General features: G+C 39.6%; 8 protein-coding genes. 6 read left to right on the top strand and 2 right to left on the bottom strand.

Translation table 11 applies throughout. The annotated features are described in order from the left end of the window. Positions 1-87: 87 nt before the first annotated feature. Positions 88-2,112, bottom strand: coding sequence for a S9 family peptidase (locus Q4546_RS16120; protein ID WP_303446624.1), 2,025 nt, complete (start codon positions 2,110-2,112; stop codon positions 88-90). A 313-nt stretch (positions 2,113-2,425) separates the two neighbouring features. Here Q4546_RS16120 and Q4546_RS16125 point away from each other — a divergent pair, with 313 nt between their 5' ends. Next, positions 2,426-3,148 carry a hypothetical protein gene (locus Q4546_RS16125; protein ID WP_102532081.1) on the top strand — a complete coding sequence of 241 codons (723 nt, stop codon included), beginning with the start codon at positions 2,426-2,428 and terminating at the stop codon, positions 3,146-3,148. Between the two features lie 4 nt (positions 3,149-3,152). Here Q4546_RS16125 and rsgA read toward each other — a convergent pair whose 3' ends face one another. Further along, positions 3,153-3,599, bottom strand: coding sequence for a GTPase RsgA (rsgA, locus tag Q4546_RS16130; RefSeq protein ID WP_303446625.1), 447 nt, complete (start codon positions 3,597-3,599; stop codon positions 3,153-3,155). Positions 3,600-4,710: 1,111 nt separating this feature from the next. Here rsgA and Q4546_RS16135 point away from each other — a divergent pair. The 5 genes from Q4546_RS16135 to Q4546_RS16155 all read left to right on the top strand — a co-directional run bounded on the left by Q4546_RS16135 (position 4,711) and on the right by Q4546_RS16155 (position 12,862). After that, positions 4,711-6,213, top strand: a complete 1,503-nt coding sequence (locus Q4546_RS16135) for a family 16 glycosylhydrolase (RefSeq protein WP_303446602.1) — start codon at positions 4,711-4,713, stop codon at positions 6,211-6,213. Positions 6,214-6,509: 296 nt separating this feature from the next. Continuing rightward, entirely contained in the window at positions 6,510-8,051 is a 1,542-nt protein-coding gene (locus tag Q4546_RS16140) for a sulfatase-like hydrolase/transferase (RefSeq protein WP_102435622.1), read from the top strand. A 323-nt stretch (positions 8,052-8,374) separates the two neighbouring features. Beyond that, positions 8,375-9,742, top strand: coding sequence for a hypothetical protein (locus Q4546_RS16145; protein ID WP_303446603.1), 1,368 nt, complete (start codon positions 8,375-8,377; stop codon positions 9,740-9,742). Positions 9,743-9,868: 126 nt separating this feature from the next. Next, a complete protein-coding gene (locus tag Q4546_RS16150) occupies positions 9,869-10,873 on the top strand; it encodes a HEAT repeat domain-containing protein (RefSeq protein WP_303446604.1) in 1,005 nt (334 codons plus the stop codon). 417 nt (positions 10,874-11,290) lie between these two features. Beyond that, positions 11,291-12,862, top strand: coding sequence for a sulfatase (locus tag Q4546_RS16155; protein WP_303446605.1), 1,572 nt, complete (start codon positions 11,291-11,293; stop codon positions 12,860-12,862). The last annotated feature ends 58 nt before the right edge of the window (positions 12,863-12,920 follow it).

Raw genomic sequence — 12,920 nt, forward strand, 5'->3', positions numbered from 1 at the left:
TTGATTTAGTTTTCAGTTTGATACTTTTCAAACCACCACAGTATATGAGCCACTTTCGAGATTCTAAACTGTGGTTTGTTTATTGATTTAGTTTTCAGTTTGATACTTTTCAAACCACCACAGTATATGGGCCACTTTCGACATCAAATTACTGGGCCTTTTATAAATTCCATGGGGCGCATCAGGAATTCGCACCATAGCAGTATCAATATTGCGTAATTTAAGCGCTTGATAAAACTGCTCAGTTTCAGCAATAGGTGTACGTTGATCTGCTTCACCGGTTAATAGCATTGTTGGGGTGGTGACATTACCCACATAGCTGATGGGTGATAATTTCATGTAATGGGCGCTGTCTTCCCACGGCATTTTCTCGAACCAGTTTTTAATCACAAAAGAGTAGATATCAGTTGTTAATACAAAGCTATACCAATTGATTACCGGTTTTGCGACCACAGCCGCTTTAAATCTGTCAGTGTGCCCCACAATCCACGCTGTCAGTACGCCGCCACCAGAGCCGCCAGTAACAAATAATGCATCTTCATTAATCGCATCTTGTGCGATAACGCCATCAACCACAGACATTAAGTCATCATAATCTTGGCTTGGGTAGTTATTATGGATTGTTTGAGCAAACTCTTTACCGTAACTGTCACTACCGCGGGGGTTAGCGTATACCACTACGTAACCACTTGCCGCCATCAGTTGTACTTCAGCTGAAAAGTGCGGTCCGTAATTGGTGACGGGGCCACCGTGGATTTCTAAAATTAGCGGGTATGTTTTACCGGCTTTTTTACCTGCTTCATAACCCAGCGGGTAAGCGACCCATGCTTGAATATCGCGCTGATCAAATGAAGATTTAACATTGAGCTCTTTAATGGTGGCCAAGGTTTTGTAATTAAGGGCGCTATCGCTAAGGCTGGTTAACTGCTTAGTTTTGCCTTTTTTAGTAATGGCGACATCAGCAGGGCGTTGTGGATTTGAATAGGTAAAGGCAATGGTGCCATCTGCAGCTACATCAAATTGACTACCTGTATATGGGCGGCCAAATGCTAATCCACCAAGGTTTTGTGCCACTACCTTACGTTTGCCGTTAAGGGGTTGATAGGCAACATAGGTTTCGCCATGGTCATGGTAATTAAAGTAAACTGCTTTACTGTTATCAGCCCATTTTATGCTGTTAATTGAACGGTCTAAATTGGCGGTTAATGAATGTTTACCTGAACCATCAATATTCATGATGTATAGCTCAGTATTTTCGTAATTTTTATGGTTTTGATCTGCACCTAAATAAGCAATATATTTACCATTTGGCGATACCATAGGGCTGATATCTGGGCCGACTCTATCGGTTAACTGAGTGACTTTTTTGGTATTGAGATCTAAGCGGTACAGATTATTATCAGTCCATTCTAAGTCACTTTCTGCGCGCTTATTACTTGAGTAAAATAGTTGCTTACCATCCTGACTCCAACTTAATTGGCCATTATGATCATAATCACCTGAGGTTAATTGACGCGCTGAACCGCCATCTGCTGACATCACAAATATGTGGCTATTTCCGGGTTTACTAAAGCCTGCACCATCAAAGCGGTAATACATATCATCAATATACACCGCTGGTTTGGCCCATTCAGCGCCTTTTGGCTTGCCCGGTAATGACACTACAGATTTTGGTTTGCTAGCAACAAAACGGGTAAAGGCTAGTTGCTTACCATTTGGTGACCAAGACAAATTAGCTGGCGAATGAGCAAAGTGACTCATTTGTGCAGTGTCTCCAGTTTCTAGCCATTTCATATGGATTTGAGGTGCGCCACTGGCAGTAGAAATATAGGCTAACTTGGTATTATCTGGTGACAGTGTTGGCGAGTAATCGACATGCAGTCCATTCGTCACTGGAGTGAGCGTTTTATTTTTATCGACCTTCCAAATATTACCGAGTTTTTTGTCCGTTTGAATGTCCATATAATTACGAACAAAAAAAACCTCATCGCCATCCTTGTTGATGGTAAGGCCTGATGCATATTGTAGATTGAAAACATCTTCTAATTGCAAGGTTGAGTCAGAGTCTTGCGCAAACACCATCATTGACGCAAAAGGGGCAATTAATAACATGCCAATGCTTTTATTGATTATATTCACTAAATTTAGTCCTTTAATAAGCTGTAGAGTCGTATTTATTCGGCCTTTCTTGCTGTTAGTTTTATGGTTTACGCATTCTAAATTAGCAGATGCAGTTCAAATGACAATTTTATATAGAGTTAAGTGTCAACAAAACTGGGGGAAGATCACACCGCTGGTTAGTTAAAATTATGGCTAATCTAGCAACTGGTTCTAAACTTGGTAATGAAGTGTAGTAGTAAAACCCTCATCATATTTTTCGCTGTGCACGTTTCTACACAGTTAGATTAAGCAAAGGCAGGTAATAATGGCAAAAGATAAGCCAAGTTTTATTGAGCTATATGGGCACTTATATAACCCCGCTGATGGCTCAGTTAATCGAGCTGAGGGCTCTAATCATCAGGTTGAAGACCCTGGTAATCAAGTTAGCGGCGCTGTGAATTACACTGCGGTTAACGATAGTGGTCAATACACTAATCATTCTTTAGGGGTGTCTTTTACAAAACCTGCCGGTTGGCATTTTATGTCGTTAAAGCCGTTTACAGCATCGATAACTTCACAAGAACTTTCACAAAGTCGCTTTACCCAAAATCTTATTAATGGTGAAGATCCGATTGTAGTGATGTCGCAAATCAATGCTCAATATAGCCGCACCATGGGGCCTTCTATCAGTGTTTATGCCGAACCTTTTACTTATCAAAAAGGTGAAAGCTTGCATGGGTTAGTGAAAGGGTTTGAAGCCTTATACAAAAAAGGTTTAAAGCAATACAAGATCCTCAGCATCGCTAAAGAATTCAAAATAAATCAGTGTGACTCAATCGAATATACCTCACAGTTTTTATTTAAAGCGACCTGGGCGGAAAAACTCACTCGGAATCGGTGCCTTATTTCGGTGAATGAACCAATTATATTCACTTTTAATATGATTGATGTACCTAAAGATGAATTAGTAAATCCCGCTAATGATAACCCTTCACATGATGCCCAATATATATTTGATCAATTTAAAGCCAGTATTCGCTACTTTTGATGGTTTAAAAAGCGCCTTTTTTACGATTACGTGATTCAGACTGAACTGAGTTTATCATTTTGCCAAAGGCTTTATCTTTAGCCCTTTTTTCCGCTAAGGTGGCACCATTTAACGCTTGTTCACGCATAAGTTTTTGATAACTAGCATAGCGCCGAGCAGTAATTACCCCAGACTCTATGGCTGCACGAACCGCACAACCTGGTTCATTGGCATGACTACAATCAGCAAAACGACACTGCTGGGCTAATTCAGTAATTTCACTGAAGGTTTCATTTACGCCTTGCTCGCAAGCGCCAAGTTGTAACTCGCGCATACCTGGAGTGTCGAGTATTAAACCGCCTTGTGGCAAAGTCTTTAAGGCTCTAGAGGTAGTGGTATGACGGCCTTTGCTGTCATCTTCACGTATATCACTGGTTAATTGTGCTTCAAAACCCATAAGCCCATTTACTATTGTTTATTTATCTACACTCGACGAACCAAACATGGCAATGGTATTTCCCTGTTTACAACATGTATCTGAAGCCGAGAGTTGTCGTTGGTTTAAAACATTATTGGCATGCACCATCATGAAAGGAGCAAGGCTTTGCACTTGTTCCAATTTTTGTTATAAGTCATCCCAAAGATCTGCTTTAGTTTAAATAATTACCGGCTCAACTTGTGCTCCTTTAGTTAACGATTAATAGCCCTCTATGCAGCTTAGATTAAAATTTTTATTCGAAAAATACACAATTGACACTCACTGAAATCAATTATTATTCAACTTTACTGTCTGGGACTTTACGCTGAAATAACGACTGTCTTTCTAACAGTCTATGAAATTGATTATCACCATTAAATAACACCCAGTCACCAACACATAAACGTTTAGCGTCCTCTGAATAGGATTAATGAGATTGAACTGTCCTAATTCAGACAACACGATGACATCGCTTCGATGTGGCTCAATTACTTGCCCAATCGTAAATTCGGTTAACTAATCTAAAGAGAACTGCTGTTGAAACAAGGGGTACCAACCAAGTTGGACTAATGACAATCGTGAATTCCTTTGAATACCTTTAATGCGTCTAATCATATTTATAGTACAAATGATAACAAGCTAATGCCGTGTTTGAATGAATAAAAGCGACAATATTATCTCGCTACATGTCTCAAAAAATAGCTTTTATGTTAATAAAACGAATGAAGTTCTAACGATATTACTATTTTTATAAGCGTATCTCAGTGATTAATATCGTACCAGCAAAACAAACAGAACAAAGGCACCAAAGATTTGTTCCCCTCCAGTATCGGTTTTTAAGTATCTGTTTTTAGGTGGTATTGTGTTTTCGAATATAAGCTTTTAAGGCTGTTTAATCCATATGGATTGGCTATATGTAAAGTCTTATAAATTGAACTTTAGGTCTTGCATATCTAAACATCATATGTTTACATATGAGTTATATTTAACAAGCTTCACAAAGCTGTAAAGACAGTAACGGTTAAGATGTTGTACAGGAAGTGAAGTTCAGAACAACACACTGATCCATAGATAGCTTATCTAAAAGATAAAAGGACCATCTTTAATGAAACCTAACTTTGCCAAAAACGCTTTATTTTTGCTGATAGCCCAAAGTTTAACCGCTTGTCAGAATGATGAGACGGTTAAAGAAGACACCACAGCGACAGTCAACACTGACATGGTCACTGTTGAGCAAGTTATGCCGTACTCAGATCCGAACAATGAAGGTGGCTGGGTATTAAATACTGAAATCAGTGATGAGTTTAACGCAGATGTTATTGATCAAGAAAAATGGTTTGTTCAAGGTGCAAATGATGAATACTACATTTGGAAAGGGCGCGCACCATCGCAGTTTGCGCCTCATAACGTTATTTTAGAAGATGGTTTACTCAAACTTCGCAGTCAGTGGGAACCCGACTTTGATTTTGCTGACGAAGCTTACGCAGATGGAAAAATTAAAGCCAAATATGGCACTGCAGAAAGTGGCGAGTTTATGCCTATTACTACTGCTGCTATTGTGAGTAATAAACGTTTTCTTAACGGTTATATGGAAATACGCTCTAAAGCGGTTAACGCATCCATGACTAGCGCCTTTTGGGCTATTGGTTACCAGTCTGAGCTTGATATTTATGAGCAAATTGGTAATCCAAAAATCATTGGTGATATTAAACCTGATCAATCTAAATCAACCGTTCATGATTGGAGCCCACCAGCAAAACGTCCTACACGTGTTTTTCATCATAAAGAAAACTTGCCATATCGCGTAGCTGATGAATTTCATATTTATGCAGCTGAGTGGGATGAAGATTACTTAAACCTGTATTTAGACGGCAAATTACTGGAACGTTTTACTCAAAAAGAATTAGGCGATCGTTGGGTATTGAATAATCCACTAGAAATTTGGTTAGATTCAGAAATCTTTGCATGGCTTGGCATGCCAAATAAAGATGAACTACCAGCAGATTTCGAAGTTGACTATATGCGTGTGTGGCAAAAGCCTAACCCGCAGTTATTAGATAGAGCATTCTTTGGTTTTGAAGGGCCTATTTTATTCCAAGAAAATAAGCGTCCACTTAAGTTGGTACCTGAAAACTCAGCAAATAATGATTACCAAAAGTTCTGGGATATCAGTACTGAGTCAGCTAAATATGCCGAGATAACTAAAGAGCAACGCATTACAGGTTTGCGTAGCTTAAAAGTGTCAGCATTGGCTGCAGATGCTACGCAACCAATTATTATCAGCTCTCCTGAAGCTGCAGTTAAATTAGATGCTGGTAAGTATGTTTTTTCTATGCGCCTATGGGTTGATACCAGTAATTCGCTCAAAGAGTTTGATGTCACAGTCACTAACGATGCGAATACTGATGTTGGTTTTAATTTAAAGCCGATTAATTTAAGTCATATTGATCATGCACATAAAGCGCAATGGATAACCGTCAGTCAAGAAATTTACTTAACCCAAGCAGTTCCAGCGGATGCCAAACTGACAATCGCAATTGACCCTTCTCTTATAGCTAAAGAGTCAGCTTTGTTTTATATCGATGATATTTCGGTGGTTAAACAGTAAAGGGTACGACTTAGAGATATCAACATAGCTAAAAGCTAGTAAGACTGTTGTGCGGGCAATTTGGGGAAGAGTGTCAATGATCCATTTACATTCTTAAGAGCTCGCGCAGTCTTTACTCGTAGAACAATTTACTTATAAACACTTACTCATAATCACTTACTCATAATCACTTACTGATAAAGAAGAGCACAATCTAGCATCATTGTTCTAAGAGGTTTTGTAAGTGACTGTTGTAAAACATGATTTTAAGTAATTGTTTTAAATGAGTAGAGAAAGACCAAACAAGAGACAAAATAATGATAAACAATAATCTGAAAACATTGCTGACATTAACCTGTGTTGGAATAAGCACATTAGTAAGTCAAGTTGTGCATGCTAATGAAGCAAACGACACCAATTTAAAATCAGCACAACAAGTTCAGCCTAATGTATTGATCTTGATGTTTGATGACATGCGTTTCGATACTTTTTCTTACCGTGATGGCCCAGTTAATACGCCTAACATTGATGCGTTAGCTCATGAAGGTGTTCGATTTGATAATGCAATGACCAGTACCGGTTTATGTTCTCCATCTCGAGCTGCAATGTTTACTGGACGCTGGGGTCATAAAACAGGCTTAGATGACAACGTCGGCTTATATCATTCACGCGTTGATGAATTAAACCCAGAAGAAGGAGGCGTTATTCGCCGCGCCGTTGATGTGGGTTACAAGGTTGGCTACGTCGGTAAGTGGCATATTGGCGCTCAAGGTCCAGCATTACGAGGAGCTGAGTTTATATATGGTCACGATAAAGACGTAGAGCGTCATGGCCGTCAATGGACACCTTATGAAACACAGGCCAATATTGCGAAATTTAATCGTGGTGAGCGTGATGCTAATGGTGAAAAGCACGAATATTACCGCACTATGCCAGGCACTTTTGAAGACACTAAAGCGGGTAAAGAGGTTCGTGAAGGTCAGAAAATGTTGCGCGCAGCCGCTAAAAAAGACGAGCCTTTCTTTGGTATCGTAAGTTTTGAGCAACCGCATCCGCCTTATCGCGTTCCTGAGCCATACGCGAGTATGTTTGATCCGAAAACTGTTGAGCTACCTAAGAATCATGGGATTGAACGTATTCATAAGCCGATGGCTCAAGATGATATTTGGTGGCCTTGGCACGATGTAAGCCACATGACAGATGAAGATTGGCGTAAGTCTCGGACCTTCTATTATGGAGCGATCGCAATGATCGATCATGCTGTCGGTGAACTGATTGCAACGGCTAAAGAAGTCGGCATGTATGATGATTTACGCATCATTATCATTGGCGATCAGGGCAGTATGCTAGGGGAACATAACCTTTATGATAAAGGGCCATATGCTTACGATGAATTAATGAGAATGCCATTAATTATTCGTGACCCAAGTGTTGAACCGAAGATTATCCAACGTCAAGTTTCTATGTTGGACATTGCTCCCACATTAGCAGATTGGATGACGCTTGCTGACGATGGTGATGTGGATGGCCGTTCATTGGTACCACTGATGGAACAAGGTGATGTGGCTGATAAAGGTAAAGATGATATCGCGCTATATGCCTACGAATGGTACAACGGTGGCTGGTTTGGAATAAGAGCTATCCGTACCCCAGAAATGAAATTTGTATGGAACCCAGGTGATAGTCGTGATGAGTTATATGACTTGAACAACGATCCTTACGAAATGACCAATTCAATCAAAGACCCCAAGTACAAAAAACAACTAAAACAGATGGTTAAATATATGCATGACGAACTGGTGCGCTTAGAAGATCCTTCTATCGTTAAGTTTCGTCAACATATGAAAGGCCTTTTGTAGACTTATATTTACCTTGCGAATATTACTCAAGGCGTAATGGTAAAAATAGGTAACAGTAACTTGTCACAACAATCATGAACTAAACAAAAATTGTTGTGATGACATATCGGCGCTGTGATTACAGCATCAGTATTAATGAAAGCTCATGTTAACTAAAGCATATGTTAACTAAAGCTTTTGTTAACAACTGAATGTGTCAATAACACAAGCGCCAACAATCCCTGTTTTAGATTGGAAACCACTTTTGGCTGTATAGCCAAGAGCGGGGTTTTGCGGCTCCAATGTTGGCAAAGCAGTAAAAATAATGTGAATTAGGAGAAATTATGAACAACGGTTTTAACACCAGCATCGGGAAAACTGCCCAGACATGTTTACTCGGAAGTATGCTAACGCTTTCAATGGCATCAATGACTTATGTCGCGCCAACAGCAGCTGCAAGTATTGGTAATCAAGGCCGTTATTTTACTAACAAAGTGACCGGAGCAACTGAAACCGTCACATTATCGGGTAGTGCAGCAGTGCAAACGCGAGCACTTCAAGCCGCTATCGATCGCGCTACTAATAAGCCAAATGGCGGCGTGGTAAAAGTGATGGGTAATGATTTGAAATTGGCGCAAGTTGATTTAAAAGCCAATGTTCGATTAGAAATTCAGTCAGGTAAAACCATTAAAATGGCTGATAAAGTTTTATTTAACCTCAACCGTAATGGTCAAGGTCCTCGTGCGCCTTTAATGCAAAATGTGGAGATTACCTCAACCGGTAATGCTCGTTTTAAAATTGACGTCAATAAAAATGCCATTTTTTTAAATGCAATTCCGGTACGTGTGGGTTATGTGAAGAACTTTGCGTTATCAAATTTTGATATCAAGGATAACTATTCTATTTTCCCATCACTATTTATGGTTGCTGATAGTGACGCTAGAACAGTGGCTAACAATGCGACTTATGGTCGCATTCCTCAAAAGGGTGTTGTCGAAAATATCTCTGCTACAAAGGTGGCAGCAGGTTACGCATTGATCCAACTATTCAGCGGTAAGCAGATGCGTCTAAAGAACTTAGATGCAGAAGGGGGGTTAACCATTCGTTTAGAGCCTGGTAGTGGCAGACCATCAGATTACTTAAACCAAGCAGGTCCCCGCGTCGGTAATATTGCAGATATCAAAATGATTGATATTGAAAACACTGAAGGTATGGCTGCTTTGTTTCTAAAACCGCATCAAAAGATTTGTTCTGATATCACCGGCACCAATATCCGTGGTGTAAACAGTGCATTTACCATAATGAGCAACTCAAGTGACTCTAGCACCTTTAGCCGTGGTTATTTTGAGCGCACTAAGTTTACTGGCCGCATATCTCTGACTAAAACTAAAAACACGCCGTTAGCTGATATTGGTGCGTCGTCACAATATTTTGTCGAACCAAGTGAAAGCGCGGGCAGAACTAAGATTGCTGATTTCCCGAACGATCCTTCTGGTCGTCGCTGGCACACCAAACCAATTGCACCAGTATTGTTGGCTTCTGCGCTTAACAAAAATAATGTTGGCACAGCTGTAAAAGGGCGTTTTGGTATTGATATTTCAAATGCCAATATTACAAAAACGGGCAATTACGAACGTGCAACGAAAGTCTTTTACCGTGAAGATGCCGTCAAACTAAATGGCAAAGCCGCGACAGTGTGGATTAACAAATAAGTTTAGATTAAGCCTTAGCTTGGTCATTACGTTAATAAAAGTGTTTGAGCAGTGAGTGATTCGCCGCTCAAACACTATAAACATTAATAGTCATATTGTTGAGTGGGTCATGAAAAGGGGAATGCAGTGTTAAATCATCAAACAAATTTAGTGTTTAATATTAGAACTAATAAACAAATCGCAGCAGCCTTGTTATTTTCAGTATGCATGATGTTTATTGGTTTTCTGTTTGGGTTCTTCTTTAATGATTTAACTAATAGCGCTTCATCTAGATATGCAAGTGAATATCAAGAACGTGACCAAAACCAAGGCCAATTACAAAACTCAAACCCAAACCAAGAGAACCCAGCTCAGTTTACTGATGACTCAAACTTGATTAGGGTAACAAATAACAAACCGCAGCCAATGATTATCGATAATCTAGATGCTGTATCCAGTGAGGCAATGACAGTTGAGCAATGCCAGCTGATTTCATCATTGTATGATCAACAATGGGATTTATCTTCTAATACTGAATTTTACCAGTTGATGAGTGATATTAATTCACTGCAAGATTCAGCGATTAAACAAATGGGGATAACAGCCATGTTGTCGATAACGTCTGTTGAGGATGAAGGTTTAGAAGAGGGGATATTTGAGTTTTTAATTGAAAATCCAAATGATGTTATTGCGAATCAACTATACCAACAAAATTATTCACATAAGTTATTGCCAGAACAGCGACAACAATTAAGACAGAATTTAGTCAATATAACAGATCCTAATATATTAACTGACAGCATAAAGCTGACTAGCCAAGTCAGTTACATGGCTGAAGAGAAAAAGCAGCAATTCAATCAAGCGTATCAGCAATTTTATTATTCTCCTTATGACAATGTTCGTGCTGCAGCCATTGAAGTGATTGGTGTGGTTTCAAGGGACGATGAAGTGATGTTATTAACGGATGCGCTATCAGATCCCTCAGATGCGGTCATTGATATGGCTTTAGATGTCATAGGAAAAAGACAATTAACCGATCCGCAATTACTCAGTGCATTAGAAGAATTGCATTACCAAAGAACCGATCAATTAAATACTGCGCAGCAGCGTGACATGGTAGAGCACATTCTTTTTGAATCAGGGGCTATTTGAATAAAGTGCTATTTGATTCAGGCGCTATTTGACTCAGGTGCTATTCGAATCAGGGGCTATTCGAATCAGGGGTATATGCATAAGGCTAATTCGATACATGTTTAGTCGGCAAGTATATGGTTGCAGCCGGTATAAAACTTTGAGCATGTGTATGAGATTTTGCAGGAGTTTTAATGTGAGAGTTTTCACATCTCAGTAGCTAGATTTGCTACATAAAATTGTACAGGAAAACGGCATTTATAATGCCGTTTGTATCGCGTTAAGCAAAATAAATTATCATATTTTATTAAATGAATTAAGTAACTTAGTTCTAGTAGTGATAATTTACTTTAGTGACGGTAAAGGCTTTGAGCGTTTAATGCGTAATAAGTTAATACACGCTAAATTAATACTCGCTCAGTTAATAAAGCATGATTAATGATAATTGCAGTAATTAGAGAAATGGATGTTATGAATAAATTACTTACTACAAGTTCAACATTAAGCCCTTATCAGCACTTGAATTTAAAAAGGGAAGCTAAGGTCAAGGTTAATGTTTTGGGCGTTTTCTCATCATTAGCCATGCTAGTGTCAACCTCGGTCACAGCTGTACCAGCTATCGCTGCAGAAACTTCGCATACCAGTCAGCAACAGCCGAATATACTGCTTATTTTGACTGACGATCTTGGCTATAACGACGTTGGATTTAATGGCTCGACTGATATTACAACACCAAACTTAGACGAGTTAGCTGCAAATGGGACTTCATTCTCACAAGCTTATGTGGCGCATCCATTTTGTGGTCCCAGCCGAGCGGCGTTAATGACAGGGCGATACCCACATAAAATTGGTTCTCAGTTTAATTTACCTACCAAAGGTTCATTTGTTGGCGTTCCAACCAATGAGCAATTTATCAGTAAGCTACTGCAAAATAACGGCTACAACACTGGAGCAATCGGTAAGTGGCACTTAGGTGAAGCGCCTGAGTTCCATCCCAATGCGCGTGGCTTTGATGATTTTTATGGTTTTACTGGCGGTGGGCATAATTACTTCCCTGAACAGTTTAAAGCGCAATATGCTAACCAAGTAAAACTGGGCAATACCAATATCAATCATTACATTTTGCCTTTGGAACATAATGGTAAAGAAGTTGATGAAAACGAATACATCACTGATGCGCTTTCTCGCGAAGCCAGTCGTTTCGTTGAAGATGCAGCGACCGATGACAAACCATTCTTTTTATATTTAGCCTACAACGCACCTCATGTTCCTTTAGAGGCGAAACAATCTGACATGGATATGTTTCCTAACATTACCGATGAAAAACGTAAAACCTACGCAGGAATGGTCTATGCGGTAGATCGCGGTATTGGGCGCGTTGTTGACTCGTTAGAAAAGACTAATCAATTAGATAACACCTTGATTGTTTTTTTAAGTGATAACGGAGGCAAGCTAAGCAAAGGTGCTAGTAATTACCCGTTAAAGGAAGGCAAAGGAAGCGTGTATGAAGGCGGATTTAGATCGCCAATGTTGTTTCACTGGCCTAAACAAGTTGCTGCTGGTCAGCGCTTCGAACACCCCGTGTTAGCGTTAGATTTATATCCGACATTTGCAGCGTTAGCTGGCATAACAATTCCGAGTCAAAAAAGGTTAGACGGTAAAGATATTTGGTCTGCATTTAGTGCCGGAGAAGATCCGCATAAAGATGAGCTCTTTTATGTTTTACGTCACCGTAAAGGCTATAGCGATGCATCTGTTCGCCGCAATCAATGGAAAGCGGTAAAGCAGGGTGACAAGCCTTGGCAATTGTTTAATGTTGAAGTGGACTTAAATGAAACCAATGATTTAAGTAAAAAGCATAAAACAATGTTGATTGACATGGTACGAGAGATGGAAAAGTGGAGTTGGGATAATAAACAACCGCTTTGGTTCCATGAAGCCTATGAAGGCGCAGATTGGCGTTTAAAAGGCATGCCGCGTTTCGATCAAACCTTTTCTACCAGCAAGTAGATTTGACTCTCACTCATCTTAATTGATTGTGTTTATATCATTAGTTATGCACTTTTAA

The organism is Shewanella sp. 4_MG-2023 (genome assembly GCF_030548015.1).
Classification (GTDB): Bacteria; Pseudomonadota; Gammaproteobacteria; order Enterobacterales; family Shewanellaceae; genus Shewanella.

Excerpts from the sequence above, each read along its gene's own strand:
- Q4546_RS16140 (WP_102435622.1), top strand. The coding sequence starts at position 6,510 with ATGATAAACAATAATCTGAAAACATTGCTGACATTAACCTGTGTTGGA.
- Q4546_RS16125 (WP_102532081.1), top strand. The coding sequence starts at position 2,426 with ATGGCAAAAGATAAGCCAAGTTTTATTGAGCTATATGGGCACTTATAT.
- Q4546_RS16145 (WP_303446603.1), top strand. The coding sequence starts at position 8,375 with ATGAACAACGGTTTTAACACCAGCATCGGGAAAACTGCCCAGACATGT.
- Q4546_RS16135 (WP_303446602.1), top strand. The coding sequence starts at position 4,711 with ATGAAACCTAACTTTGCCAAAAACGCTTTATTTTTGCTGATAGCCCAA.
- Q4546_RS16120 (WP_303446624.1), bottom strand. The coding sequence starts at position 2,112 with ATGTTATTAATTGCCCCTTTTGCGTCAATGATGGTGTTTGCGCAAGAC.
- Q4546_RS16155 (WP_303446605.1), top strand. The coding sequence starts at position 11,291 with ATGATAATTGCAGTAATTAGAGAAATGGATGTTATGAATAAATTACTT.